At 59.7% G+C, this 26193-nt stretch carries 30 protein-coding genes and 3 pseudogenes; 15 read left to right on the forward strand and 18 right to left on the reverse strand.

Annotation, left to right across the window (positions count from 1 at the left end; all coding sequences use genetic code 11):
* Window positions 1-241 precede the first annotated feature (241 nt).
* The 7 genes from IVB41_RS12180 to IVB41_RS12210 form a co-directional block, all read right to left on the reverse strand.
* The gene (locus IVB41_RS12180; protein ID WP_247431333.1) at window positions 242-529 is read right to left on the reverse strand and encodes a DUF2934 domain-containing protein; all 288 of its coding nucleotides are present in this window, start codon (window positions 527-529) and stop codon (window positions 242-244) included.
* Window positions 530-812: 283 nt separating this feature from the next.
* The gene (locus tag IVB41_RS12185) at window positions 813-974 is read right to left on the reverse strand and encodes a DUF2934 domain-containing protein (RefSeq protein WP_247358340.1); all 162 of its coding nucleotides are present in this window, start codon (window positions 972-974) and stop codon (window positions 813-815) included.
* 335 nt (window positions 975-1309) lie between these two features.
* Window positions 1310-1966: a hypothetical protein gene (locus IVB41_RS12190; protein WP_027570446.1), complete on the reverse strand. Its 657-nt coding sequence runs from the start codon at window positions 1964-1966 to the stop codon at window positions 1310-1312.
* Between the two features lie 14 nt (window positions 1967-1980).
* On the reverse strand, window positions 1981-2475 hold the full coding sequence (locus tag IVB41_RS12195; protein ID WP_247431337.1) for a type II 3-dehydroquinate dehydratase: 495 nt from the start codon (window positions 2473-2475) through the stop codon (window positions 1981-1983).
* A gap of 31 nt (window positions 2476-2506) precedes the next feature.
* Window positions 2507-3787 carry a TRAP transporter large permease gene (locus IVB41_RS12200; RefSeq protein WP_027570444.1) on the reverse strand — a complete coding sequence of 427 codons (1281 nt, stop codon included), beginning with the start codon at window positions 3785-3787 and terminating at the stop codon, window positions 2507-2509.
* Window positions 3788-3845: 58 nt separating this feature from the next.
* Window positions 3846-4355 (reverse strand): TRAP transporter small permease, encoded by a 510-nt coding sequence (locus IVB41_RS12205; RefSeq protein ID WP_027570443.1) that lies wholly within the window; start codon window positions 4353-4355, stop codon window positions 3846-3848.
* A gap of 75 nt (window positions 4356-4430) precedes the next feature.
* Window positions 4431-5447, reverse strand: coding sequence for a TRAP transporter substrate-binding protein (locus IVB41_RS12210; RefSeq protein ID WP_027570442.1), 1017 nt, complete (start codon window positions 5445-5447; stop codon window positions 4431-4433).
* 230 nt (window positions 5448-5677) lie between these two features.
* On the opposite strand from IVB41_RS12210, the gene IVB41_RS12215 reads away from it, so the two are divergent.
* Both IVB41_RS12215 and IVB41_RS12220 read left to right on the forward strand, forming a co-directional pair.
* Window positions 5678-6337, forward strand: a complete 660-nt coding sequence (locus tag IVB41_RS12215; RefSeq protein WP_027570441.1) for a GntR family transcriptional regulator — start codon at window positions 5678-5680, stop codon at window positions 6335-6337.
* Window positions 6338-6370: 33 nt separating this feature from the next.
* Window positions 6371-7270 (forward strand): SMP-30/gluconolactonase/LRE family protein, encoded by a 900-nt coding sequence (locus tag IVB41_RS12220; RefSeq protein WP_027570440.1) that lies wholly within the window; start codon window positions 6371-6373, stop codon window positions 7268-7270.
* A gap of 48 nt (window positions 7271-7318) precedes the next feature.
* Here IVB41_RS12220 and IVB41_RS12225 read toward each other — a convergent pair.
* Window positions 7319-8045: pseudogene (locus IVB41_RS12225) on the reverse strand (SDR family NAD(P)-dependent oxidoreductase).
* Between the two features lie 1060 nt (window positions 8046-9105).
* Between IVB41_RS12225 and IVB41_RS12230 the strand changes: the two are divergent.
* A complete protein-coding gene (locus IVB41_RS12230) occupies window positions 9106-10035 on the forward strand; it encodes a Ku protein (RefSeq protein WP_027570439.1) in 930 nt (309 codons plus the stop codon).
* A 45-nt stretch (window positions 10036-10080) separates the two neighbouring features.
* The gene (locus tag IVB41_RS12235) at window positions 10081-10809 is read left to right on the forward strand and encodes a DUF72 domain-containing protein (RefSeq protein WP_247431340.1); all 729 of its coding nucleotides are present in this window, start codon (window positions 10081-10083) and stop codon (window positions 10807-10809) included.
* Between the two features lie 102 nt (window positions 10810-10911).
* Here IVB41_RS12235 and IVB41_RS12240 read toward each other — a convergent pair whose 3' ends face one another.
* Complete coding sequence (locus IVB41_RS12240) at window positions 10912-11181, reverse strand: hypothetical protein (protein WP_018453910.1); 270 nt, start codon at window positions 11179-11181, stop codon at window positions 10912-10914.
* 460 nt (window positions 11182-11641) lie between these two features.
* Between IVB41_RS12240 and IVB41_RS12245 the strand changes: the two genes are divergently transcribed.
* Together IVB41_RS12245 and IVB41_RS12250 are read left to right on the forward strand one after the other, a co-directional pair.
* Entirely contained in the window at window positions 11642-11944 is a 303-nt protein-coding gene (locus tag IVB41_RS12245) for a hypothetical protein (protein WP_247431342.1), read from the forward strand.
* 14 nt (window positions 11945-11958) lie between these two features.
* Window positions 11959-13023, forward strand: a complete 1065-nt coding sequence (locus IVB41_RS12250) for an AAA family ATPase (RefSeq protein WP_247431346.1) — start codon at window positions 11959-11961, stop codon at window positions 13021-13023.
* 186 nt (window positions 13024-13209) lie between these two features.
* Here IVB41_RS12250 and IVB41_RS12255 read toward each other — a convergent pair whose 3' ends face one another.
* The 3 genes from IVB41_RS12255 to IVB41_RS12265 form a co-directional block, all read right to left on the reverse strand.
* Window positions 13210-13398, reverse strand: coding sequence for a hypothetical protein (locus tag IVB41_RS12255; protein ID WP_247431349.1), 189 nt, complete (start codon window positions 13396-13398; stop codon window positions 13210-13212).
* A gap of 572 nt (window positions 13399-13970) precedes the next feature.
* A complete protein-coding gene (locus tag IVB41_RS12260) occupies window positions 13971-14330 on the reverse strand; it encodes a hypothetical protein (protein ID WP_247431353.1) in 360 nt (119 codons plus the stop codon).
* The gene (locus IVB41_RS12265; protein ID WP_247431355.1) at window positions 14327-14551 is read right to left on the reverse strand and encodes a hypothetical protein; all 225 of its coding nucleotides are present in this window, start codon (window positions 14549-14551) and stop codon (window positions 14327-14329) included. The genes IVB41_RS12260 and IVB41_RS12265 overlap by 4 nt, the downstream gene beginning before the upstream one ends.
* Before the next feature lie 623 nt (window positions 14552-15174).
* Here IVB41_RS12265 and IVB41_RS12270 point away from each other — a divergent pair.
* Window positions 15175-15519 (forward strand): response regulator, encoded by a 345-nt coding sequence (locus tag IVB41_RS12270; protein WP_247431358.1) that lies wholly within the window; start codon window positions 15175-15177, stop codon window positions 15517-15519.
* Here the strand turns inward: IVB41_RS12270 and IVB41_RS12275 are convergent.
* Window positions 15516-15860 (reverse strand): response regulator, encoded by a 345-nt coding sequence (locus IVB41_RS12275; RefSeq protein WP_247431361.1) that lies wholly within the window; start codon window positions 15858-15860, stop codon window positions 15516-15518. The genes IVB41_RS12270 and IVB41_RS12275 overlap by 4 nt on opposite strands.
* Window positions 15861-16189: 329 nt before the next feature.
* On the opposite strand from IVB41_RS12275, the gene IVB41_RS12280 reads away from it, so the two are divergent.
* The 3 genes from IVB41_RS12280 to IVB41_RS12290 all read left to right on the forward strand — a co-directional run bounded on the left by IVB41_RS12280 (window position 16190) and on the right by IVB41_RS12290 (window position 18869).
* A complete protein-coding gene (locus IVB41_RS12280; RefSeq protein ID WP_247431365.1) occupies window positions 16190-16450 on the forward strand; it encodes a hypothetical protein in 261 nt (86 codons plus the stop codon).
* The gene (locus IVB41_RS12285) at window positions 16450-16629 is read left to right on the forward strand and encodes a hypothetical protein (protein ID WP_247431368.1); all 180 of its coding nucleotides are present in this window, start codon (window positions 16450-16452) and stop codon (window positions 16627-16629) included. The genes IVB41_RS12280 and IVB41_RS12285 overlap by 1 nt, the downstream gene beginning before the upstream one ends.
* Before the next feature lie 1130 nt (window positions 16630-17759).
* Window positions 17760-18869, forward strand: a complete 1110-nt coding sequence (locus IVB41_RS12290; protein ID WP_247431371.1) for a hypothetical protein — start codon at window positions 17760-17762, stop codon at window positions 18867-18869.
* 748 nt (window positions 18870-19617) lie between these two features.
* On the opposite strand, the gene IVB41_RS12295 is transcribed toward IVB41_RS12290, so the two are convergent.
* Entirely contained in the window at window positions 19618-21030 is a 1413-nt protein-coding gene (locus tag IVB41_RS12295) for an ATP-dependent endonuclease (protein ID WP_247431374.1), read from the reverse strand.
* A gap of 56 nt (window positions 21031-21086) precedes the next feature.
* Complete coding sequence (locus IVB41_RS12300) at window positions 21087-21320, reverse strand: hypothetical protein (RefSeq protein ID WP_247431377.1); 234 nt, start codon at window positions 21318-21320, stop codon at window positions 21087-21089.
* Window positions 21321-21400: 80 nt separating this feature from the next.
* Here IVB41_RS12300 and IVB41_RS12305 point away from each other — a divergent pair.
* Window positions 21401-21668, forward strand: a pseudogene (locus IVB41_RS12305) (hypothetical protein).
* Here the strand turns inward: IVB41_RS12305 and IVB41_RS12310 are convergent.
* Complete coding sequence (locus tag IVB41_RS12310) at window positions 21665-21826, reverse strand: hypothetical protein (RefSeq protein ID WP_247431380.1); 162 nt, start codon at window positions 21824-21826, stop codon at window positions 21665-21667. The pseudogene IVB41_RS12305 and the gene IVB41_RS12310 overlap by 4 nt on opposite strands.
* Before the next feature lie 304 nt (window positions 21827-22130).
* On the opposite strand from IVB41_RS12310, the gene IVB41_RS12315 reads away from it, so the two are divergent.
* The 4 genes and pseudogenes from IVB41_RS12315 to IVB41_RS12330 all read left to right on the forward strand — a co-directional run bounded on the left by IVB41_RS12315 (window position 22131) and on the right by IVB41_RS12330 (window position 24828).
* The gene (locus IVB41_RS12315; protein ID WP_247431383.1) at window positions 22131-22535 is read left to right on the forward strand and encodes a hypothetical protein; all 405 of its coding nucleotides are present in this window, start codon (window positions 22131-22133) and stop codon (window positions 22533-22535) included.
* Window positions 22536-22690: 155 nt separating this feature from the next.
* Window positions 22691-23966, forward strand: a pseudogene (locus tag IVB41_RS12320) (exonuclease SbcCD subunit D).
* The gene (locus IVB41_RS12325; RefSeq protein WP_247431385.1) at window positions 23966-24298 is read left to right on the forward strand and encodes an AAA family ATPase; all 333 of its coding nucleotides are present in this window, start codon (window positions 23966-23968) and stop codon (window positions 24296-24298) included. The pseudogene IVB41_RS12320 and the gene IVB41_RS12325 overlap by 1 nt, the downstream one beginning before the upstream one ends.
* A gap of 80 nt (window positions 24299-24378) precedes the next feature.
* Window positions 24379-24828, forward strand: coding sequence for a hypothetical protein (locus tag IVB41_RS12330; RefSeq protein ID WP_247431388.1), 450 nt, complete (start codon window positions 24379-24381; stop codon window positions 24826-24828).
* 342 nt (window positions 24829-25170) lie between these two features.
* On the opposite strand, the gene IVB41_RS35785 is transcribed toward IVB41_RS12330, so the two are convergent.
* Window positions 25171-25527 (reverse strand): hypothetical protein, encoded by a 357-nt coding sequence (locus IVB41_RS35785; RefSeq protein ID WP_346770825.1) that lies wholly within the window; start codon window positions 25525-25527, stop codon window positions 25171-25173.
* Window positions 25528-25539: 12 nt separating this feature from the next.
* Entirely contained in the window at window positions 25540-25929 is a 390-nt protein-coding gene (locus IVB41_RS12340) for a hypothetical protein (protein WP_247431391.1), read from the reverse strand.
* Window positions 25930-26193 lie beyond the last annotated feature (264 nt).

Consider the following 26193-nt stretch of genomic DNA (forward strand, 5'->3'; position numbering starts at 1 on the left):
TCGCAAGCTTCCCGATATCACCCTTTCAATGTGTGCTTCAGGTCACAGCAGAATCGAGCGCCTCGGCCTAGAATGATCTTGCATGGCCGCAAACAAGGTAACGGCGGTACGCACCAGGCTGGAGAAGCGACCAACAGCTACGGACTCTTGAAGCCGCCAGGGTGAAGAACTCGGCGGCTTTTTCTCTGTCCAGGAACGCGCGGCCGAAGCTTGTTCGCTGCCGATGTGGCTACCGGAACTTCTACCGTTTGTCTGAGGTTTCCGAGGGCCTCCGCTGATCGCGCTCTTCTTCGATCTGCCGTTCGGCCTGGACCCAAAACTCCACGTCCCGATCGACCGGACGACCGGCTTGCTCCCAGAGCTCGTACGCGCGCGCTCGTACCTTGCCGCGCCGCATCATGCGAAGCAGCTTTTGCTTCAGCTCCTCGGCGAAGTTCTTGAATCGCTGGACGGTGGTTTCGTCTTTGACAAGGGCTGCCGCTCGCGTTGCGAGTTCGATCTGGTGCTCTATCTTTTGCCGCTCGTCCACCGCAAACCCCGCCGTAGCCACGGGCCTGCGTCGCAGCCCGTGCTGCTCACAACCTCAATTCCTGCTGGAAGGCTCTGTTCCGCCTTCAATGCCAGGTATTGCTAGTGCCACGTCGTGTCGGCATCGACGATCACTGCTCTTGTTTCGGGATCTTCCGTCACGTTGCAGGTGCAGGGCATGCCCTCACCGCAGCGGCAGCCGCCCAATTCCTCGCTCCAGGCGCGGAGCGGATGGTTTTCGCAGACCCATCCCAAACCGTGGCAGAATGGGCATCTCTTGTCGGTCACAGCGTATCCGGCGTCCGCATTGGGTTCGACTTGTCCTCGTTGCGCAACTCCTGCTCGGCCGCGTGCCAGAACTCTTCCTCGCGGCCTTCCGGCTTGCCAGCTCGCTCCCAAAGCCAGTGCGCACGTTCTCTGATGTCGTGATCGGTCGGCTCAGGCATTGCATCTCCTGCGAAGAGACACGGCCCCACCCTGGGGGGTATGGGGGCTTGGAGGCGGGGCCGTGCAGGCCAGCAAATCGGCGGCGACGCTGGCCCGCTGAGTCAAGCCTCGATGGTGCGCAAGAGTTCCTAGTTCGGAGCGGCGATCACGCGAGCTCGAACGAAGCCGCCGTCGCCGCCTTTTGCGGACCCCGCGATGAAGCGGTGCACTCCCGACGCGGCGCGTTCCGCGGGTATCGGGATGCCACGTCAGCCAGCAATTCAAACCAATCTGGCGTCGAGCAGCAGGCGGCGCAAGCTCGAGCAGGTCAGCGCGGCGAGCGAGAACGTTGTCGTCAACCGAAATCCGCAATGCGGGCGTCGAGCGCAAACATGCTTTGATAAACTTCCGGCTCGCTCGCCCCGGCCATGACGTCGGGCGCAAGCTCGCTTGCCCGCTGCAAGGCAGCCTGCAACGAGGCGACGTCGAGCGCCTCGATCAGCAAAAGCCCCGCGAAGAAGCCCTCGTTCTTCCGCATGCCCTTTTCGGTCGTCCGCACCGACGTCCGCGCCTCGTCAGTCGCGCCGATCTGCACGGCGGCAACCCCGTCGCACGCAACGAGCGCCTGAGCCAGACCCTGGAGATCTTTCGGCAACATCTCTATCCGGAGCGCCACGACCGAGGCGCCCTCGCCCCGCCCTCCCCGCACGATCATGGCACCGCCGCCCCGCATGAAATTGCCGAGCTTCGGCATGATGCGCTGGGACCACGGCGTCGGTGCGTTGAGGCGCGTCAGATAGGCCTCGCCGTCGAGGACCTCCGGCGTCTCCAGCTCATACAGAATAAAGAAGCGGTCGATGTCGTCCCTTGCCGCGCGGAAGACACGCGATGCCAGGAAGCCCTTCGTCGTCACGCGCTCGGTCGTGTGCTCACGCGTCAGCCAGTGCCGGTAGTCGGTCAGGTCGTGAGCCTCGACGTCGCTCCAGATGGCAAGAAATCCCGTGCCGCGCATTGCGCCCTCCATGCTTACGCCTTGCCGCCGGCCGCAAGCCCGTGCAGAGCCGGTGCGATGGTCTGAGGCAATTGCCCCAACCGTTGGACGACCGCGAGCATCGCGGCGAGATAGCCATATGGACCGAGACCGCAAATGACCGCCGTGCAGGCACTCGACGTGATCGAATGGCGGTGCAGCTCGTCCCGCGCGTGGATGTTCGAGATATGCACCTCGATCTTCACACCCTCGAAAATCTTCAGCGCATCGATCAGCGCGATCGAGGTGAATGAATAGGCCGCGGGATTCATGATGATGGCGTCCGCGTTACCATGGGCGGACTGGATCAGGCTGACGAGCTCGCCCTCCATGTTCGTTTGATGGAACGACATCGAGACTCCGAGCTGATCGGCCAGCGCCTTGCAGCTCGCCTCGATCTCATCGAGCGTCGTCGAGCCGTAGATGTGAGGCTCGCGGATACCGAGGAAATTGAGATTGGGTCCGTTGAGGATCATGATCCTTGCGGCCATTTTCGTTTGTCCTTCTTTTGTGCCGACGCGTCTAGCCGGCAAACCATTTGGCCGGGATCGTCACCAGTCCCGGGAATAGCACCATCGCGAACAGGACGATCAGTTGCGCGATCATGAAGGGCCAGACGCCCTTGATGATATCCTCCATGCTGATCCTGGAGACGCCGCAGACGACATTGAGCACGATGCCCACCGGTGGCGTGATCAGGCCGATCGCATTGTTGATGATGAAGAGCACGCCGAAATAGACGGGGTCGATGCCCGCCGCCTTGACGATCGGCATCAGGATCGGCGTGAGAATGAGGATCGTCGGTGTCATGTCGAGCGCCGTCCCCACAATGACAACCACAACCATGATCGCGAGCATCAGCAGCGTGTTGTTGCCCATGAAGGGCTTCAGCAGGGTTACGACCTGCGCGGATATCTCGGACACGGTGATGAGCCAGGACGATACCAGCGCCGCAGCGACCAGGAACATGACGATGCTCGTCGTCACGGCAGAGGAGACGAAGATCGCGTAGAGCTGCGACAGTTTCAGCTCGCGGTAGACGCAGGTCGCGACAAACAGCGAATAGACGGCGACGACCACTGCGGCTTCCGTCGGCGTGAAGATGCCGAAGCGCAGGCCGACCACGATGATGACCGGCAGCATCAACGCCCAGAAGCCGTCGACGACGGCCTTGACGATCTCCGACCACGAGGCCCGTGGCGGCGGCGTCAGGTTCTCTTTCCGCACTACCCACGCCCAGGCCAGACAGAGCCCTGCGCCGAGCAGCAGTCCGGGCACGATGCCAGCCAAAAACAGTTTCGAGATCGAGACGCCCGCGGCGACGCCGAAGATGACGAAGCCGATGCTGGGCGGGATGACGGGAGCAATGATGCCGCCCGCCGCCACGAGGCCCGCTGCATAGGACTTCTTGTGCCCCGCCGCCACCATCATGGGCACCAGAAGGGACGCGAGCGCCGCTGCATCGGCAGCCGCCGAGCCGGACAGCGACGCGAGGATGCAGGAGGCAAGGATCGTGACATAGCCGAGCCCGCCACGGAAATGCCCGACCGCGACCAGCGCGACATTCACGATACGCTTGGCCAGCCCTCCCTTGTTCATGATCTCGCCCGCGAGCATGAAGAAGGGAATCGCCATCAGCGGAAAGCTGTCGGCGCCGTTGATAACATTCTGCGCCACGATCTGGGCGTCGAACATGTCGATCGTGCTCATCAGGGCCACGCCGCAGACGATCAACGCAAAGGCGATCGGCATGCCCAGCGCCATGGCGCCCAGCAGCGAGAAGGTGAAGACGGCGATCGTCATGACGCGATCCCGGTGGACTGCTGGATGTGGACGCCGCCTGGCACGGTTCGATGAGACATCAGTGCTCTTCCGATTCCTTGACGGCCACCATGTCGGATTCGCGCGCCTGTCCAGTGAGCACGCGGACGAGGTCGTAGAGAAGGATGACTGCGGCCGACGCGCCGAAAATCACGCCGACCGCGTAAAAGATGGCCATCGAGAGACCGGTCGCCGGCGCGCGATCGTCAATGTTGATAATGGTCTGGCGCCAGCTTCCCGACAGCAGCAGCCAGTCGGCAAACAGCATCAGGCAATAGTTGATAACGAAGCATATGCGCTTGCCAGAGGCCGGCAGCATCCGGACGAGGCTGTCGACGCCAAGATGGGCGTGCTCGCGAAGCGCGACGATTGCGCCCAGGAAGGTCAACCAGACCAGCAGCCAGCGCGACAACTCTTCGGAAATCGTGATTCCGGAGTTGAAGCCGTAGCGCAGGACGACATTGCCGAAGACCAGGACCACCATCACTGCGAGGCACGCGGCAATGACGGCCTTCAGGAACGTGCAATAGAGGTCGAGAACTCGCGCCATGCGTGACGTCCGGACAAATGAGGGGCGGAGCCGACCACTGGCCGACTCCGACGCCTGCGTGACAGCAGAAGTCGACTACTTCACGTCCTTGCGGATGCGCTCGACCTCTTCGTTGAAGAGCTTCACCGTCTCGGGACGAAGGCTGGCCGACGTCTTGTCCGCGACCGGCTGCGCTGCCTTCCGCATGCGCTCCGTTTCTTCAGGAGCGATCGCGTTGTACTGCATGCCCTTGGCCTGCAGCTCCGCCAGAGCCTTGTCGGTCTGGAGGCGGGTCTGCTCCTTCTGATAGCCGCGGCTTTCTTCATAGGCTTCGCGCATCAGGCCCTGCTCGGTTGGCGACAGCTTGTCCCAGAAGATCTTACTCACCAGGATGATGTTCAGGGTGAAAGTGTGATTGGTGGCGGAAACGTACTTCTGCACTTCATAGAACTTGTTCGAGAGAATGACCGTGTAGGGATTCTCCTGGCCGTCGACGGTGCGGGTCTCGAGCGCCGAATACAGCTCACCGAAAGCCATCGGGACCGGATTTGCCTTAAAGGCACTGAAGCTTTCGAGATAGACCGGATTCGGAATCACACGAAGCTTGAGGCCGCTGAAGTCCTCGAGCTTGGTGATCGGACGGGTGCTGTTCGTGACGTTGCGGAAGCCCAGGCCCCAATATCCGAGGCCAATAAGCCCCTTCGACGGCAGCGTATCCATCATCGCCTTGCCGAATTTTCCGGTCGCGAGAGCATCGGCCTGCTCGGTCGTGTTGAACAGGAACGGGAAATCGATCAGACCGAATTCCGGAACGACGGTGGCAAGTGATGTCGTCGAGGCCGAGAGCATCTCCTGGGTGCCGCCGCGCAGCGCGGATTGCTGCTGCAACTCGTTGCCGAGCTGTGAGGCCGCGAACTCGCGGACCTTCATCTTGCCCCCGCTCTTCGCCAGCAGGATCTCGGCGAATTTCTGCACGCCAAAGCTGACGGGGTGATCGGTGTTGTTCAGGTGTCCCCACCTGATCGTGCGCTCCTGAACGTCCTGAGCGGATGCGCCGACCGTCAGCGCCACGCAGATCGCCGTCGCAGACAGCGCCCGTACCAGCAAGCTCATCGTTTTCCTCCCTGTTCGAACGGGCGCGAACGGCGGCTTAAGCCATCATTTTTCGCACCCTCAGTCCATTTAGACATCACACATATATTTCTATGTCAAATGATGATATCTATTTCATATGATGATTTACCGTACGTCCGACATTTGAAATCTGCTATATTGCTGGCAACGCTGATGGTTCGGCCGCCTCCGAAGTGGCTGACCGATCGCGACAGGTGGGATCAGAAGGCATGACGTCACTCGAGGAACGGCCCCTGTCGGCGGGCGACAGTGGCTATCAGCGCATCCGGGCCGACATCATTTTCGGAGTGCTCACGCCATCCGGACGCCTCAAGCTCGACGCCATGAAGGAAGATTACGGCCTCAGCGTCAGCACACTGCGCGAGATCCTCAATCGTCTGACCTCCGAGGGTTTTGTGGTCGCCGAGGGCCAGCGCGGCTTCGAGGTGGCGCCGATCTCCATCCAGAACCTGCGTGAGCTCGCCGGTCTGCGCATCCTGCTGGAGCATCATGCGATGGCCGAGTCGTTCCGCGCCGGCGACGTGGAGTGGGAAGGCCGCGTGGTGTCGGCGCATCACAAGCTGGCGGCGACCGAACGGACGGTCCTCAAGGAGGGCGACGATCCCGAGCTGCGCAAACGCTACGACGGCGAATTCCACCAGGCGCTGATCTCGAGCTGCGGTTCGCGCGAGCTGATGCAGACCCACGCGGTCGTGTTCGACAAGTATTTCCGCTATGCGCTGCGCTACCGTGGCGCGGAGACGATCAACCAGCACAAGGCGCTGCTGGACTACGCGCTCAAGCGCGACATCAAGAGCGCCAAAGCCGTCCTCACCGAGCACATCAACGGTTGCGTCGCGCACGCCCTCGCCTCCTGGAACGAGGACTGATCGCCCGGCTCGCGGCTGGAATCAGATATCGGGATGACCACCGACATGATCCCCGCACATCGGGTCGAGACCGCGGTCGCCGCCGGCGATGTCCTCGGCGAGACGCCGTTGTGGTGCGACCGATCCCGCAAGCTGTGGTGGGTCGACATCGACCGGCGGCTGCATCAATCGTTCGATCCGGCGACAGGCGCTCATCAGGTTGTTCCGTACGCATGCAACTTCCTCGGCAGTCAGGCTCTGACGGCGGATGGCTCCCACCTGCTCGCGCAGGATCTGGGACTTTATCGCCGCGCGTCCAATGACGGTCCTCCAGCTCAGCTCTGCGAGGTCGAAAGCGGCCCCGACAACCGCCTGAACGACGGGCGCGTCGATGCGCGGGGCCGGCTATGGATCGGCACCATGGACAACCAGCTGCATCGACCGAACGGGGCGCTGTATCGCGTGGACGCCGACGGCCGGACAGCGCGCATGTTCGGCGATGTCATCGTGACGAACGGCATCGCGTTCTCACCCGACAATCGCACGCTCTATTTCACCGATACGAGGCGATACCAAACCTGGCAGTTCGACTTCGATCTCGATGACGGCGTGATTGGCAACAGACGGCTGTTCGCGGATTACAGCGCCTCCGGGGAGAGGCCCGACGGCGCGTGTGTCGACGTCGCCGGCGGACTGTGGACCGCATTCTTCTCCAGCGGTCGGGTGATACGCTATCGGCCGGACGGCCGGATCGACACCGTCATTCCGGTGCCGGCGACCAATCCGACCTGCGTGTGCTTCGGCGGAACCGATCTGAAGACCTTGTTCGTGACGACGGCCAGAAAGTTTCTGGATCGCGAGCAACTGAGCCGCGAACCCCAGGCGGGTCATGTTCTGGCCATTGATGGCATCGCACAGGGACTTCCAGAACACCGCTTCGGCAATTCATTCTGAAGCCTTTTCATTCTGAACCCTTGCACGGGCCATCGTGAACCGGCTCCGCTACCATCTCTCGCCGAAGGGACCAATCTCCAGCTCGAAGGTCCAGGCACTCTTGGGTTGCTGACAGAGCATCCAATAGGATTCGGCGACCGGCGACGGCGGCATCAGGAGGTCGGGAATATCCAGCGCGTTCGGACCGAGCGCCTCGATCCGCCGCTGCCGGACCCATTCCGTGTCGACGCCGGAATCGATGATCAGATGCGCCACGTGAATGTTCTTCGGGCCCAATTCGCGCGCCGCGGCTTGCGCGACCGCCCGCAGGCCGATCTTGGCGCTGGCAAAGCGCCGCATAGCCGCTTCCGCCGCGCAAGCTCGCCGTCGCACCGGTGAAGAAGATATTGCCCTGGCCGCGGGGCAGCATCAGGCGCGCGGCCTCGCGGCCGGCGAGGAAGCCGGAATAGCAAGCCATTTCCCAGACCTTGCGGAACACCCGTTCGGTGGTGTCGAGAATCGGAAAGTTGACGTTGGCGCCGACGTCGAAGATGCAAACCTCGAGCGGCGCGTGCTTGTCGGCATCGCCGAGAAACGAGATGATCTGGTCTTCCTTGCGCGCATCGAGCGCGCGCGCGTGAATTTCGCCGCCGGCCTGCTCGATCTCCTTGACGAGCGGTTCGAGCTTGGCGGCGTCGCGGCGTCCCGCAAACACCGTAAAGCCCTCGGAGGCGAACTTCTTTTCAATCTCAGGTTCATACCCACCCCGGCCCCGGAGCTCGACGCAACTCGCCATCGGCGGCGCCGGAGAAGCCGACGGCAAAACAGAGGCAAAGACGAAGGCGAAGGCCCGCCGCAGGGCCGCCTGAGATGGCCGCGTAGCGCGAGCGCCGTTCGACGTATCCCGGGAAATGATGCGACTGATCTTTCAACAGCGGACATGAGTTCTCGTTCTCGCAGCGCGTTTCGCCCGAGCTTTGCCTGGTCGTTCCACCCTCTTGTCCAAGAGGGCGCAGGGAAGGCCGGGTGCCGGCTGGCACCAGCGGTCCGCTGCGCGAAGATGTAGCGCAAAAGAACCGCACAGCAGCATACAGGTGTAGCCAATCACTCGGCCTTCCCTGCGCGATGGTTGGACGGCTTATGCCGTGCTCTCCCGGGAGCCGAACTTTCCTTTTGGCCTCCCTCGCCTCGCGAATTTGGATGATGCTGTCCGCCCGGTTGGGCTCGCACACACCTCCGCGACAGCTTGACCGTAGCAACGACGGCCAGGACCACACGGTTTTGCCGTACGCACGCCCCGCCATTTCACCGCAGTTTTCCCGGCCCAGTCGACGGAGCCGGAAACTTACAGACGAGACCAAGCCTAGCAGCGCCGCTCGTTCGCACGCGGTTGCGGGCTCACAGGGACTACCCGCCCTGCCCGCACCATCTCGTGCCGACGCTGCCGCGTCCATCGCAAGCCCGGCTCGCAATCAAGACGACAACGAGATCGCCCCTCAAGGATGAGCCGGGATGGCCGACACATATGCTATTTCCGAATTTCGGTAAAGTGGAATATTTTGCGGGGAGGGGTTGACGGGGATGGCGGGTGTTTTGCCCGACGGGCTGGGTTGCCGCTCCCCTTAGAGCAACGGATTGGCTGATCCACAAAGGTCTAATGACCGAGGATCTGCCATGGGTTGGGTCACCGCTGTATGTTCTTATTTTGTCCGTATGAGTCATGACCGCCCGCCATATATTCCGGCCGCTTGACCGGGACGTGGCATCAATTTGCAGTGGACACCTGCGGGTGATGTCGGAACTGCGGCCCGCCGTTCGTCTTGAGTCCAAGTCCCCGCAATGGAGTGTTGCGTACCATGGCCCCCCGCGCGAACTGGAAAGGCTTTTTGCGTCTCTCGTTGGTCACCTGTCCCGTGGCGCTCTACCCAGCTACGTCGGAGAGCGAGAAGATCTCCTTCAACCAGCTCAACCGTCAGACCGGTCATCGGATCAAGTACCTGAAAGTCGACGCCGAGACCGGCGACGAGGTGCCCAACGAGGACATTGTCAAGGGCTACCAGCTCGAGAAGGACCAGTTCATCGAGGTGACCAAGGAGGAGCTTGAGGAGATCGCGCTGGAATCCACGCGGACCATCGAGATCGACGAGTTCGTAGACAAGGCCGACATCGATCCGCGCTACCTAATTCGCCCCTACTACATCCGTCCGGACGGAAAAGTCGGCCACGACGCCTTCGCGGTCATCCGCGAGACCATCCGCGAGATGAACAAGGTTGCGATCGGGCGCGTGGTGCTCACCAACCGAGAGCACATCATTGCGCTCGAGCCGATGGACAAGGGTCTGGTCGGCACCTTGCTGCGGTATCCCTACGAGGTTCGTAGCGAGCAGGAATACTTCGACGAGATCCAGGACGTCAAAGTGACGAAGGACATGCTCGATCTGGCCAGGCACATCGTGAACCAGAAGGCTGGATCATTCGAGCCGGAGAAGTTCGAGGACCATTATGAAAGCGCGCTGATCGAGCTCATCAACCAGAAGCGCGCCGGCAAGCCGATCGTGCCGAAGGATCGACCGAAAGGCGAGAACGTCGTCGATCTGATGGACGCGCTACGCAAGAGCGTCGGCGGGGCAGCAGCAAAGACCGAGGCTCCGAAAAAGCCTGCCAAGAAGACGAAGAAGGCTGCCGCGGCTCAGAAGGAAATGCTGATGCCGATCGCCGGTAAGAAGCTGGCTAAGGAAGCGACGGCGAAGAAGCCGACAGCAGGGACGCGGCGGAAGTCGGCGTGAGATTGTGAAACATCCGGTGATGTCCGATGGCAGTTACGGACTGACATGGAAGAGGCCGCGCATGTCAAGGCTGAGCCGCGGCTCGGCACAGCGGGATGGAATGTTCCGCGAGTCTGGAAGGAAAGAGTTGGCGGGGTAGGTAGCCAGCTTGAACGCTACGCGCGGGTGTTGAACGCCACCGAGATCAACTCATCATTTCACAAGCCGCACCGGCGTTCGACCTATGAGAAGTGGGCGAACGCGACGCCAGATGATTTCCGCTTTTCGGTAAAGGTCCCGAAGTCTGTTACTCACTCGTCACAGCTTGCGCAGGGTGAACTCGATCGGTTCATCGAAGAGAGCGCCGGACTTGGTGCGAAGCTCGGGGTTTTGCTCGTTCAGTTTGCGCCTCGCAAAATGTTCGTTGAGTCCGATGCGGAGTTCCTGTTCCGCGCACTGCAGGAAAGGACCTCAGCCGCTCTCGCTTGCGAGCCGCGTCACGTCAGCTGGTTTACGTCCGAGGTCGGCGCCTGGCTCAGGGAACGTCGGATTGCCAGCGTCGCCGCGGATCCGGCGCGGGTGCCCGATGCCGACCTGCCGGGCGGGTGGCCGGGCTTGCGCTATTTTCGACTGCATGGAGCGCCGCGCATTTACTACTCCGCCTACGACGGGGCGTTCCTGCGATCGCTGAAGGTGCGGCTCGGTGCTGCGTCGTCATCTAGTGAGACCTGGTGCATCTTCGACAACACCGCCGCCGGCGCAGCGATCGAGAACGCACTAGACTTGCTCGCTTGAAGGGCCTTTTAGCAAGTCCGCTCATATCCCTCACGTCCTCCACCCTTGTCGAAGGCCTTTGAGGCTCGCACGCGATCCGAGCGGCGCGACAGCGCAGGGGACCTAATCGGGACGTGGCGGGCACTCCGGGCACGTATCGCCGATCGAATGCAAAACCTCGCGCACTTGCCCGACGGCCTGATCCGGAGACAAGCCCTCGGGTGGCTCCTGCCTGGCTATATCCAATGCGTGCTCGCGCGCATGCGGGTCGGCCCGGTCCTTGGCCCAGCCGTGCTCCTCGCATTCGTGGATGGCGCCCGCTTCCTGCAGCACGCTGAGCGCCCATCCGCGCAGCGTTCGGATCGCCGGTCGTCTTTCCTTCGTCATCAGCATCGAGCTTGCTCCTGCCGGGACGAATCCTTCGCCCGTCTTATCGTTCCGGCGGTTAGCACGCAGCAGGGATTCGTAGTCGGCAGAGCTGAGGTTCGTCCCCTTGTTCCGCGGCTCTGTGCACAAGCCGACTGCCGGCGCCGGCATGAGGCGCGCCCAGTGCTTCTGCAGGGTCGCGAATGGAGCCTAGAGCTCTCTCAAGGTGGCAGGCCGGACACGACGGCTCCCGAGCCTTGGATATCGCGTTGATTTTTTGGTAGCGGGAGGGCGTTTTGGTCACAATAGCCGACAGAATCCTGCGGGAATTCTCGATCTTGGGACGTGGAGCCGGTCCCGAATAGAGGCGATGTCGCCAAGAATCTAAACCCCACCCATCAGGATAACCCCAACCCGCCGCGCACGGCGGGTTTTTCTTTTCGTGCGCCGCTCGGCCGGGCGTCCCCTGCCATTTTCAACAGGTAAAATGACTAGAACAGAAGTCGAGGCGGCGATTTACGCCAGCCTCCGCAGAACCGCGCGCTGGCGCCAATCCGTAGCCAAGCGCTTCCCTAGCGATCCCCGAAACCACGCCGCAGCCTTGCGGTTGGGCGAGCTATCCCGCAACGTCGCGCTCACGGCGGACCACATGACCGCCTTGGCGCCGCACCTTGATGATGTAGAGCGTTGGAACGAAGCCTTATCTGACACAAGCCGATGTGTCGGCATGCGGCCCGGCTTCGACAGCTTCGATGCATATGCCATTCAACTGATCGGGGCGCTGCAATGAGTTGGGGACCGTTCATGGAAGCCGAATTGGCACGCGATCCCCTGCCCGTCATCGATCCGCGCGAATGGCAAGACAAGCCGGTACCGCCTCGCAAATGGATTGTGCAAGACCTGATCCCGGATGGGGTTGTCACTAACCTGTCTGGCGACGGTGGAACAGGCAAAACCTTGACCGCTATTCAGTTGATGACAGCAATGGCGCTCGGTCAGCCATGGTTCGGCAAGCCTGTGCAGCAAGGACCAGCGCTCTTGTACACGGCCGAAGATGACGCGGAAGAACTGCACCGCCGCTTTGCCGCTGTAACGGCTTCTAGCGGTCACCGGTTGGCTGATCTGGCCGGGGTGCAGATCATCCCAATGGCAGGCTTAGACGCTACGCTGGCCACCGGGAACGATCTGGGCGGCATATCAATGTCAGCGCAATTTGCGAAGCTTTCAAAGATCGTTGCCGACGCCAAGCCGCGTTTGGTGGCCATCGATCCGGCGGCGGACGTGTACGCAGGCGATGAAATCAAGCGCGTCCAGGTGCGCCAGTTCGTTCAGAAGCTCGCGAAGCTGGCGCTGGATAACGAATGCGCGGTGCTGTTGCTAAGTCACCCGTCCCTTTCGGGAATGATGAGCGGTCGCGGCACCAGCGGGTCCACCGCATGGTCAAACAGCGTCCGGTCTCGCTTGTATCTGCAAGCCGATGCCGATGATCCTGACCGCCGCTTGCTGAAGGTCATGAAAGCCAACTACGGGGCGGTCGGCGAAGAGATTGCATTGCGCTGGAACAATGGCGCCTTCGTGCTCGATCAGGGCGGCGACGGTGCGGGAGCAAGCCTCGCACAACGGGCGGCTGATGACGTATTCCTCTCGACCTTCATCAAGCTCAATGCGCAAGGCCAAACCTTCAGTCACAAGCCGTCTTCGACCTATGCACCTAAGAAGATTAGCGAGCACCCCGACTCCAAGGGGTACAATGCCAAGGCGATGGCGGCTGCGATGCAGCGTCTACTCGATGCCGGTGTGCTGAAGATTGCGACCGTTGGGCCGCCATCAAAGCAACGCTCGGTGTTGGCTTTGGCACCTTCCAACTAGCAAGCTGGATTATACCGCAGGCGAGGCCATGTCCGTTCACTGCTTAAGACCGGACATGTCCAGTTCGTCATCGCTAGTCGGCTAAGGGCCATAAACGGAAGTCAGTGCAGCTGACGGTGGACTCTCACCTGACGCTGGAAGCGTTCTTCACGCCCGAGTTCGATTTGCGAGGGGCCTTCTCACTGCTCATTGGCCGCCGACATGGATGAAGTGCACTAGCTCAGCGCGGTCGTCGAACTGAAGATTTTCGAGAACCGCGATCACGGCTTGCACGCCGTTGCCTGCGGTGATCGTGGCGGTTACGTCTCGCGACGTGTCTTGGTGCCAGTTCTTGCCCGGAGCGCAGAAGCAGACGCTGACGGTAAATTGCGGCATTCTCATTCTCCAAACGCGATAGAAACACCCAAGCTGCTGCTTTATACCTAAGGTAGCACCGGAAGTCTTCTGGAACTGAAAAAACGTTGGAGCGAACAGCGGAACCCCAGTTGCAGCGCCAGTTGGAAAAATCCGCTTTTAGTCAAAAGCAACGGTCTCGCGCTCCAGTGGAAACTCCGGTCAAGCAGCACGATAAGCGACCGGCAGTGTCGTCCATCAGGGGTCACCGAGCACGCCAGCCGGTACCGCGCCCAAACCCCAACATGACGGACGACGAAGTCGGCTATGGGTCACAAGCGGTCCTGCACCGACTTATCGCGGCAGGTCAGCTACGGGTCACAAGCCGCCAATCACGCTCAAGCTGCAGACTTCCGCTTTCGGTTCTTACCAGCTTCCGACCGCGTTCCAACTGCTTCCGACTGACGGTGTTACTCTCTCCCCCCATACCCCCCGGTCGGTCGGAAGCGACCGCCTCCGGTCGGAAGACCGGTGGCGGCTTCCGATCCAACGCGGGTTGTTCAAGTTACTTTGCGACCCGTTACGCGCGCAGTCGCGGATGAGCTTTACCGGCCTCACTCAACTTCAACTACACCGAAGCGTTGCCGCCCTTCGATCCGGCTAAGCGCCGCCAACACTTCGTCCGTCGTGAGCGCGTCCATCAGTCTTTCGACTGTGAACTCTGCATTGCGAGGGACGCCGGGGATCAGATAGTCGCTCAAGACCGAACGGGCTTCCAAGAACGCGCTTACGATGATCTGAATGTCTGATCGTTTCGGCACGATTGATGGCGCGTGCTCTTCCTCAATTGGGTATTCGACCGCCTCGCCTTCGGGATCGTGCTCCCTAAGCCATTCGATAGCGGAATCAAAGGAAGCGAACACCTTCACGCAATCCATTGGAACGCTGACATATAGCCATACTGATTGACTCACGGCGCTGCCTCGCGGTGATAGTCGAAGTCCATGACCTTGAAATGTTTGCGGGCATCGATGCACGACAGCGCTGCATCGACCTCATCGCTATCGAGCAGGTCTATAAGACGGTCCAGCACCAGCACCGCGTCGTATGACTCGAACGGATTAATGAACCTGCTCAGTTCGACGCGTGCCGCTCTAAGAGCATCCAGGCAAACGTCGGCATCGCGATGGCACATGGCATCACCCCGTCAACTAAAGGCGATTCAATTATGCGTCCCGAAACAGGTTCCTAAACAGGTCGGACAAACCGGCCCGTAAGACCAGGCCGGTCTTAGACGAAGCGGACTAATTCTCTTGCTGGTTTTGGGCAGCCCTAAGACCGTGGGGTCGGCTCAGAAACTCGGCACTGCGTGCCAACGTGAGATAGCTGCTGGCCTGAACGAAGAACTGGTGCCGGGAAAGTTGGTCTGCGGCTTGCGCCGCTGCCTCCTCACATTCCGCCGAGAGGCGCAGGTATTGTGATGCAGTCTTCATAGGCCGCCAACATACAAGTCCCAAGTGGGTTCCTAAAAGCCCTTAGTCCCCGCGTTTCGTGCCGGGTACAACCTTTTGGGCAAGAAGAACCCGGCCAGCATTGCTGACCGGGTCAGTCAGGGGGGAGGAAGACAATGCGTCGTCCATGTTCGGCAACTTGGGGTATTCTGAGCTGTTCCTGCGGGGTGCGGACTTTCTGCTACCGTGAAAACTCGCTGATCCGGGTTAATTGCAGGCCGGTGATTAGCTTGTCCGCGCGCCCTGTCGCTCACCACCGGGGAACATCGACAATACACATAGGTTAACTAAGCCAGGAGTCCTCGCCATGAGCCGTATCGTCTTGCTTGTAGATGATGATCCCGACGTGCTCGATGTGCTCGCGAGCATGTTGGAAGACTTGGGGTGCGAAGTAATAACCGCAAATAGTGGTTATGAAGCTTTGGAAGCGTTACGGGGTAACAAAAACATCGCGGCTTTGATCACCGACATCAACATGCCGGGCATGGACGGTCACGAACTTGCCGAGCGAGCTAGGCGCTTAAATCCGTCGTTGAAGATGCTTCAGTTGTCAGGGCGAGAACAGCGCAAAGGCGGCTTGCCGCTGCTCAGAAAGCCCTTCACTGAAAGCGACCTTGCTCGGGTTATGAAGCAAACGACAGGGCTTTGTTAGCGCAACAGAGTCGCTAAACAGCGTTGAAGCCCATCGAGAGTAAACGGCTTTTGAAGGATAGGATGATCCTTGAACCGTTCGGGCACCCCATCGGCGCCATATCCACTCGCAAACGCAAACGGAATGCCCTTGGTGTGCAGCGCTTGTGCGATTGGTTCAGAGCTATGCGTTCCAAGCTGTAGGTCGAGAATGGCGGCATCGACGCCCGGCGCGGACGCAATCAACAGCCCGCGCTCTAAATCGCCAGCTTCACCCGCGACCGTATGGCCTAGCTCGACGAGCATGTCGGCGATCATCATGCGAATGAGCGATTCATCTTCCACCAACAGTACCGACGCCATAGCCGTCGCCCTAACTATTTACGGACTGACCAGTTAGCCGCTTCTGCGAAGGCGCGCAGTCCCACGGCGCGAAGCTCGCCAAGTGTATGTTGTCCCGCTTCTGCGGTTTTTAGTAGCCGCTCCGCAACCATCTTCCGAACGTCGTGGTCTCCACCGTTCGGAAGCTCGCGGCAAACCTCTTCCAGTACAACTTCAAGGTTTGACCTAACACGATCCGTCGTCATGGCCTTTCCGTTTGTCGTTCCTGCAATGGAACTTATGTTCCCACACTTCGTTGTGCTGTCAAGGTCCGCTAAAACCTATTTTGCGGTGCAAAGTGGGAGGTTGGAGTGAGCGAGCGTCGTCGCAGGGTCAAGCACACTAAGTCATTCAAGGATCGCCTTTTGGAAGAGGCCGCGAAATTCAGGGAAGCGGCAGAGCGGCTTGCTCAGGGCACCGAACGCGAGCTTCTGTTGAAGCGTGCGTATCAGGCGGAAAAGGCGGCCCAGATGAGCGACTGGTTGAGCAAGCCAAACACGGCCCCACCAGCGCCGTTGAGCGGTCTACTGAAGGCCACCAAAATCAGCGGCCTTCCAGGAAGTAGGAATTAGTGAAGCTGTTGCAGGATTATCTTGAGCGTGCAGTTCAGCTTGAAGCGCTGGCGGCAGATGAATCCGATTCAGACTTCAAAGACCAGTTGCTGGCGCAAGCTCAATCATACCGAAAGCTGGCGGCGAAGCGCGCGAAGGAATACGGGTTACCGATGCCGAGCAGTCCTCCCACTTCGTAGAGAGGCTACCACCGAAATTAATGCTGAAGGTCTTGCAGCACTGCTCGCGACCGACGTAAACACCGCGAGCATAGTGGCGGGTCTAGCCAGGTGCTGGGTTCCCCACCCCTTTCGACAGAATCAAACTCGTTTGTCACGCCACCCTTGAACGTCTGCCTGATCTTAAGCTCGTCCACCCGACGGATGCCTTCGCGAGAACGTTCCCTGCCGCTTGGTCCGATTGTATTTAAAATCGCAACCGTGAGCGCGTGCGAAGACCTCAGCTTTCGAAATTGACATTGCGCGGGTGCTGCCGAACGCGCGTTCGATGTAGCGGCCTGAAATTACTAGCTCAGCACCCGATTCCACGCGATCAAGGACGCTCGCCAGCCGTACTAGAAGTTCTTCAGGGGTTTCCATGCGCACTCATTGTGCATCCTTGGCGACTAAAGCATAGATCATTTCGATAGTACGCCGCTCGATCATTTTGGAGCCTAACACCGCGTGAGCACACGCTTGCGCCAAAGCGGTCCCGGCATCCGAACCCAGCCCCGAGCAAGCCGGGGTCGCTTCGTTATCGCCCCGATGCAGCCGGGTCGCAAAATCTAAAAGGATGCCGAGATATGGTCTGACTTGAACGGGGGATTCGCCTCCACCTGTTCAACTGGTTGCCCCCGGCCATGTCCCAGGTGGCCGGGGGCTTCCCGCCGCATATGTTCTTGTGCCCTCTCTCGCCACGTAAGCTAGGGGGCTTCGCTGCTCAACGCGGGCTGAGTGATGCATCGCGACTTTTTGTGGTTGCGGTTGCGTTCGATCTTAACGGCGATACCTCGTCCCTCTGAGTCTCGCACGTAGTGCTTACACCAGCTCTTCCGTCGCCAGCGCATCGGATCATGCGACGCGTCGCCATTCGGCGCACGCAATCGTTGATGATTGGACACCAGCAACTTTAGTGTTGCAATCGCTGTATGGTGACATTTTGGCATAGCATCTCAGGTTGTAATCTGGGTTGTAGTTGAGTCTTGCTTGCAACTGTGAATCTGACGTAAACGCCCTTTCTCTAGTCCGCCTCATGCAACATCGCTGAGGACGCTCATCAAACATCCATGTGGCACGCGCAAAACGCGTGAACGATCCCGTGTGTCTGAATCATGCTCGACGACGAATTCTTACGCGCAATCGCAAACACGTCTGCCGAAGTACACCTTGCGGCGCCGATAAATCCAATTACTGGCAACCAGATAAGTTGCCCAGTCCTAACGGCCGCCATTGTGAGGAATCAAATTGCGGAGCGGCGCTCCGGCAGCAACGTACCGGGCTTTTACCGACCCGGTGAGCGCGCGGAAGATGGCGTGCCTTTCGATGTTGAACCTGAAAAGCCGCCGCCGTACCACGGACCGCCGGTCGATCACGCTACCGATAAAATATCCCGCACTTGGTACCTGCAAGAAGAATATTTTGCCGGACGGTTGGGCGACCATTTGAATGAGAACGGTCGCAACTGGGCCACGGCGCAATGGCTGGATCGCATTTATAGCACCGCAACGCTACCTGCCAATGCAACGGCGACGCAAAACTTCCTTACAGGTGTAGCGCAGAAAGACGAGGGAGCAGTCGAAGGCGATTTCGCTTACGATGAAGAACCCACCGCCGGGGAAACGGAAGAGCTGAATTTCGACAAGAAAGACAAGCGCAAGCTTCGGATCGACGTACCCGACTTCCAGTTGTCCCAACTCATTGACGCTTGCGAAGAACTCGATGAAGTGGCGAAGCTCGACGCCAGCAAATTGGCTAGACGCGTTCCATCGCTGCCCACACCGGATCAGCTTGACCGGGCGGAAGCACAGAAGCTGCTCCGAATGATAATCGTCGGAACACGATCCCTATGGTGGCCGCTCAAACGCGCCATGTTCCACAATGCAACGATGAAGAGCCTTGGAAAAGGTGATAGCGCAAATGCCCCTGCCGCTGGTCGCCAGCGCGTCGTTGAAGGACTGCGGTATATTTACTCAGTGAAGCGCAATCTCGCCCGCCACGACAGAGGCTTCTCGCTTTGGCTAGCTCGCATCCGCCGCGATCAGGTACCGGTGATATCCAAGCGGTTCAAAGTGCCTTCCGTAGACGAGATAATCGATGGAACGCTTGCCGTGCTGCCCGATTTCCAGATGCTGCCGGAGAAAGCGCCGCCCGGACGCTATTGGAATCAGGCACGCGGAGCGGTCATCAAGCTTGACGATAGAAAGCTAGTGGGCGCCCCCTAAGGGGGAGCGGCGGCGGATGATATAATTCAGTCAACCGAACATGAGATCGGTTGGCCCCCCACCGGGGGGGGTAACGAGCTGGTGGCTATACTCTCATTAGGGACTGCTTTAGCCCTACCACTGCCCGGCCTCACGGTCGGGCTTTCTTTTGATTTATCCCATTTCAACAGCGCATCGCGCGGCCCATACGTGCCGGGCGGTCGCCGTGGAGCGGTTCACAACTGGCCTGTATTTGCTGGCGTTTCACTATGGATTTCTCAAAACCATAGGGCACGGGTAGTAAAAAACTGCATTCTAGGTTATGGTCAACTTAGATGCCAAAGGTGCGTCTAGCCCGCCTCCCAAAGGCGGGTTTTTCTTTTGTGGAGAGTGCTTCAGAACGATCTGCGCACTCGACTACCCGATGACGTGGCACAACGGCTTGAACAAACACTAGCGCCTTTCGGGTACAGTCCGCCTAAAGCTTATCAAGCCGGAGAAGGCGATACGTTGTGGCGCGAGCTTAACGACACCGCACTATTGAACCTTGACAGATGGGTGCCCGCCCTTGGGCTTCGCGGCACTCGACGATCTGGAAATGGTTATCGCGCTGTTGCCGAATGGCGCGGCGTTGACAATGCGAACCTTTCGTTTCATCCCAATGGAATTCGGGATTGGGGCGCTGGCGAACCACATACGCCGATTAATGTCGTGATAAAGGCGTTCGGTATCGATTTAGCGTCAGCAACCACATGGCTGTTGGGACGCTTTAATTTAGATACAACCGAATGGTCTCGATCAGAGCCTTCAGCGCCTCCGAATTCTGAGGATGAATTTTTCCTCGCCGATTAAATACCCCCTCCTTCAGCACCTCGTTGGTCTCTACTCCGGTATCGCTACGTCTGTGCTTATCCCTGATGTCATCTTTGAACAGGATGTATGAGCGCGCGATATCTCCTTGATCGGCAAACTCGGCCAGAGCCTTTATGTAATCTTCGCTTTTATCTCCGTCGAACAGAGCAGCACACTTGATCCCCATTTCAACGCATAGACGCATCCAAGGAACAATAGCGCTTGCGCCACCGCATCCATACCCCATAAATGGAAGCGGCTTTGCACCAACCTCGTCCAAATAATTTTCGAGGTAATGCACGTCGTCAGCCCCCTCGACCAAGAGTGCTTTATCGGCAAAGAACAACTCTTTGCAAACTGCATCATAAAATTTTCTACTTGTGATGTTGGCATGCGCCCTCACGGCATTGAAGGAACTCGCGCTCGGAGAAGCTACAGTCGAGTGGCCGCCTTGGTTCACGTAAACACGGCACAACCGCGATGATGTGGAAATCTCTTTCCAGCCGACGAAGTGCGGCGAGTGCGTAACGACGATTATTTGACGATCTTCGCTGTAAGAAAGCAGATGCTGGTACAAGTTTCTCTGAATCTGCGGGTGCAGAGACAGTTCCGGCTCATCGATGATGAGGCAGTCGCCTTGCCGACTTGTCGCTAACGCGAAGACGATTCTCAGTAGGTTCGTGATACCGTCGCCGGTATCGGAAAGCACGTGAGGTCGTCTTGACGGACCCTCATACAGCATCACATTTCGTCCTCCAACATTGTCAGTCATGAAATTGGCGGACGATGGATCAATCTCTTGAAGCTCAGCCAGGAATAGCGCCTTATCCGATGGGTCGTTGAAGTGTCTTGCGATAGCGGACGCCAACTGAGTGTCGAAGTAGCCCAAATTTCCTCGACGGCTAATCAGGTCTCCATGTTCATAATCGGAAGGCATGATTCCACCGATTTGATAATCGGGCGCGAAAGGTCTGCGAGACGGAACGAACCTCAAGCTTTGATGTAAGCCTTGATAGCTGCCAACCTTCTTGAAGATTGCGCCGTCCGCGTTAGGATCAATGCTAACGTCAGCTATTTCGCCGTTCGTATGCGACCAGCCTACTTTGATCACAGGTTTTTCAGATGCGTGGCGACCTTCTCGACCAATTGTTAGACTTTGCTCGGGGGCCAGCAACTGCGCAACAAGCGAAATGAAGTTTGACTTCCCGCTGTTATTCGCTCCGACAATAACGTTGTAGCCGCTTCCCTTAGCTCCATTCGCTTCGGAAAGAGTAAGTGTCTGCGGATCATAGAACGATTTGATGTGGCCGACCGTGATGGAGCTGAGCATGAATTAATCATTTTTGAATAGCAGAAGGAAAAGGTTCTTCACGAAGCAGAGCGAGCCTAATCATACCAATCCTTCCGATCACGCGGCAGCACCCGTCCGCGCGCGTAACCGGGCGAAGCAAGCTCTTCCAGGCGTCGCTCTAGGAATTCATTGGCAACAATCAGCGCCTTGACCGCCTCGCGCGCATCGGTAACTCGAACATAGGTCACTTCGCGCGTCGGGCAGAAGTTCTCCGTGCTGCCGCTCCGCTTTGCAGCGGCAGTGGAACACGTGGAGAAGCTACGCCACACATTCCGAATCCCAGCCTTGTGTTAGCAGCGGGGAACGAAAAAGAGGTGGTCACGATTCGATCCCGATAGGCGCGGTCCCGATGCTGATGACCAAGGAGAGACGGCCGGCGATCCGGACGCTGCGCGGATGGGCAATCTCTGTATTGCACGAGGCCTATGCCATCCGCGAGTGCGAGGAGCACGGCTGGATGCAGGATCGCACCGATCCGCACGCTCGCGACCGCGCGATCGCCCATGCTCGCCACCATGCGCCGGTCGGGATCTCGGCGGAGGAAGCCGTCGCGGCGGTGGAGGACGTCCTGGACTATCGGCGACGCCTGTCCCGAATGGCCGCCGGCTTGCGATTAGCTGGGCTGCGCGAAGGCGATGCCGTGGCGAAGGCGGGCGAGCTTGAGCCACGCCTGCGCGACCTCGATCCAACGCTGCCGCTCCACGCCATCCGAGCGCACGGCCTCCTTCATCGCCGCTTCTGCCTGACCCTGAGGATCGTATTCGTTGCCCATCACGCGGAATATCGTAGCCCGATGAGGTAAACGGCACGTGGCGCCAGCCTCCGTAGGAAACCGGGTTGAAACAGTTCCGCCCGATGAAAGGAGCACGTCCGCGCTTGTCACCTGTCTCGATCGTCATCGTAGGTGAGTCCTACGCCGACTTGCGCTGCAGCCTGGCCGAGCTTTTTTCGCCGCCGGCTCCTTCGCGGCCGCGGGTCGGGATCCAAGGCAATCGTTCGACCATGGTTCCGACATCCCAGCGGCAGTTTTTTTCGGCTCCGGTCTGGACTCTCGCGTTCATGATATGTTCTAGTAATGCATGAATGACCGCCCCGCGAGCTGGCGCATGCCGACACCCAAGCAGATGGAAAAGATGGCCGCTGCCGCCGGCAAAAAGCCCCCTCGCCCGCCCGGCTTGGCTCCAGAAGAGGATTTGCCGCCAGAATATTGGCAGGCCCTCCTAGACGACTCTCGCGCCGGTGGTGACGGCCCAGGCTCAGGTGCCTCCAGACGGGGGCTGTCCCTAAGCCGAATTCCCCAACACGTTCTCAGGGTGGTTTGCCGCCGCTGCGCCGGGATCGTCGAAATTCAGAAGGCGGATGCCGCTCGGCTCTACGGTTCGGACGCGATCTGGAAGGATGCCGGCCGTCGCCTGCTCGACAGCACCTGCACGCAGCGGACGAGGAATCACGAAGAAGACGGTTGCTGGCCGGTGTTCGAATGAACTCGTCACGAGCGGCAACCTATCCACCTGCATTCAAGGACCCACGAAAGCGCTGGGGATAACGACGACGGCGGCCGCCGGCTATTTCCAACAATCGAATGATCGCTTGCCGCACGCGGTACACTTGCTGATTCGACCGAAGAGTGAGTTCGAAGATGACGGCTTTCCGTTTTGTCCATGCCGCAGACATCCACCTGGACTCGCCGCTGCGTTCGCTCGCTTTGCGGGACCCGAGACTCGCCGAGCTGGTCGGTAACGCCAGCCGACACGTGTTCGCGCGTATCGTCGATCTGTGCCTCGACGAGCAGGTAAACGCGCTTTTGGTCGCCGGAGACCTCTATGACGGCGAGCAGACGTCGATGAAGACGGCGCGCTTTCTCGCCGAGCAACTGCGCCGCCTGGAAACCGCAGGCGTAAAGACCTTCATCATCCGGGGCAACCATGACGCCCTCTCCAAGATAACCAAGGAGCTCGTCCTTCCCGAAAACGTCCATTTGTTCGGCGGCCGTGCGGACGCCGTGGAGATCCCGCGGGAGCGGGGAGAAAGGCCGATCGTGATTCACGGCCTCAGCTTCGCGAAGCCGCACGCTCCTGAAAACCTTCTCGCCAAGTACCGGCCGCCAGTCGCCGGCGCCATCAACATCGGCCTGATGCATACCAGTCTGGACGGTTCGCCCCCTCACGACGTATACGCGCCATGCAGCAGCTCAGAACTCCTCGCCTCGGGCTTCCGCTACTGGGCGCTGGGGCACATCCACAAGCGTTCCACAACCAGAAGGCCTCTGTACCGTCGTGATGCCCGGCATCCCGCAAGGGCGCGACGTCGGCGAACACGGTCCCAAATCCGTGACGCTTACTAGCGTGCTGGACGACGCCTCCATCACGACGGAGGAGCGCATCGTCAGCCTAGCGCAATTCGAACGCATCGCCGTCGACGCCTCCGCGGTGGCATCGTGGCCGGACTTGGCCGCCCGGGTCGACAAGGCCCTCGGCGAAGCCGCCGACAGATCGGCATCTGATCATGTGGTCGCGCGACTCGCCGTTTCGGGAGCTACCCCGATGGCCTGGAACATCCGGCGTGATACCGATCTCCTGCGAACGGAAGCCGAAACTCGTGCGGCGACGATAGGCAACGTGTGGATCGAAAAGATCGATATCGACTGCCGACGGCCCGTCGTCGATTCGGAAAGCGCAGATCCGGTCGAAGCATTGCGAAAGACGATGAGCGACGAAATCGTCGGGTCCGAAGCCTTCCGGACAGAAGCGGACGGTATCGTCAACGACCTCCTCTCGCAGCTGCCACCGGAATGTCGACGCAGCCTTGCTCCGGACGACACCGGCCTCGACCTGCTGATCGGCCGACTGGCCAGCGAAGGATCCGAAGAGGTGCTGGCGCGACTTGCCGCCGGTAGCACGCAGGAGGCACGTTGATGCGCATTCGGAAGCTCGGACTTCGTCGCTACGGCAAGTTCACGGACACGGCCATCAATTTCGGAGAGCGCACCGCCGGCGTCCCTGACCTGCACATCGTTTACGGACCCAACGAGGCCGGCAAATCCACGGCCATGTCGGCGTGCATGGACCTCTTTTACGGCATTCACCATCAAAGCAGGTTCAACTTCCTGCATCCGTATCCGACCATGCGGATCGAAGCCGAGCTCGATATCTTGGGGAGCGTCCGTAGCTTCTCCCGGATCAAACTGCCCCACAACAGCCTGCTCGACGATGCCGGCAATACCGTTCCTGGAGGCACAGGTCGCTGAGCTACGGGCCTCGGTTTCCGCCGGCTACTCGCGCCGCCGGCTCGACGTCCCGCGCGATCGGAAGGATTGGTACGACTGAGATGGCCGAGGTCACCTGCTACGTCGCCTTGCCCTTCGTCGCCGCCGACGATGCCCTGTCGCAGAATTTACCGGCCCTGCTTGCGCTGGAGCAAGCCGGCGTCGGCGGGCTTCTCAGCTACGGAACCTCGCTCGGGCAAGCCGCTCACCGCATGGCATGGCAAGCCAGCGGCTCCTTAAAGGCGATGCCGCAGGCCTGGTCGGCTCGGAATGCCCAGGCGCGCAAACCTTGCGGGACCGGGTACTGGCCGAAAAAGGCCAGTCGACATTTCAAAAGAGGCCCGACAACAGCCCGCTCGACCGAGGCCACAAGGCTCTCAGCAAGCGCTGAGCTGGCTCCGCGATCGCCAATCGGGGTTGTCCATCCGAGCCCGGATGGCGGCAAGGTCCATGGCGCGACCTCGCATCTGCAATGTACAAACAGGAACCTATGTCAGAGTTCCCGCCCATGAGACGTGCGGTCCAAACTGCGCTTAGCGGCTCCGCTCCGTTTCCAGCAGGCGACGGGTGGCCTCCCGCGTCTCCATCGCATCTTCAAAAGCGCGCTGACCACGGTATCCAGGCCGTCCACATCACGCAACCGGGTGTTTCAGGGGTTGACGCCGCCGGCCGATCTGTCGTTTTCGGAGCATGAATGTCGAAGACGTGAGGACTATTTCGGTCGAAGACGAGGTTCACTGAGCACTGCCTGTCTGCGCCGGACGGCGGGGGGCTGCACCGTCGACTGGCAGCGGAAGCTGGAGTCTCTCAGTGGCGGCATGAGCTATCGCCGCAAGTCTCTGAAAAGAGACGTCCTAACCAGGCGGCCTTGTCGATACGTCGGCGTGATCCGTCCCAAGCGGTGGCACTTCGCCGTCCAGCCATTCCTGCTCTTCTGCCAATGAGCGCCACGCCTGTTCCATGCGCCGGTACCGCTTGTAGGCCGGGCTGTCCTTCGAGGGTTCTCCTTCTGCGAGCATGGCGCAGTTATCGGCGTTCTCTTTGTATATCTCTGACGGCTTCATGAAAGAGGCTCCTTCGCCACGAAAGTAGTCGAGGGCCGTAAAATTTCGATTTCCGGAAAGCTCTGGAACTGTCCCGAACTGGTAATAATTAAGAAAACAAAAGTAGTGCAGCACCGGCGAATGACGCACCTGGTGGCGCTGGATCAACTGACAGCACAACTAGCGCTTCGATTTCTTGCCCTTCGCAGTCCTTTTTTGTGCAACCTTCTTTGCAGTTTTTGATGGCGCGCGTTTAGCTGATTTTTTTTGGGCGGCCTTCTGCGGTTGCTTGGCAGCGCGTTGAGAACGGGACGCTGTCTTCTTCGCCCTTGCCGCTGCCACTCTCTTGTTGGCTCTCATAGGGGCAGGCCCGCGCTTCTTCCGAGCGAACAGCGGAGCTGGCGTGGCCGCAGCGTCGATCGCTTCCGGAATGTAGACCTGTTCGTTTGTAGTTGCCGCCACCGCTTCGGGATCCGGCTTGAGCGCTGCCGCGGCTGCTGCCGAAGCGGTGTCCACGATTTCTGTAACCGTGTCCGAAATCCTATCGACTATCGACTTTTCCTTTGCCAAGTGAGCCTCCTGAGTGGATGAGAATACCTGCCGCTAGGTGCACGCGAACGACAGAGCGTCGGGATTGGATACTGCATTCGTCATATGGAGGCGCTCGGATCGGCCGGGCTCGGCGGTGGTAGCCCATATTCCGCTGCCCGCTTGGCCGCGAGCTTTCGGTAGGCTTGTGCCTGGGTCAACAACTGGTCTTTGAAGCTGGTATCGCCTCGTCCAAAGCCAACTGCTCGAGCTGGTGTGCTCGTTCAAGATATTCAGTTAATAGTT

The organism is Bradyrhizobium sp. 44 (assembly GCF_023073095.1).
Lineage (GTDB): Bacteria > Pseudomonadota > Alphaproteobacteria > Rhizobiales > Xanthobacteraceae > Bradyrhizobium.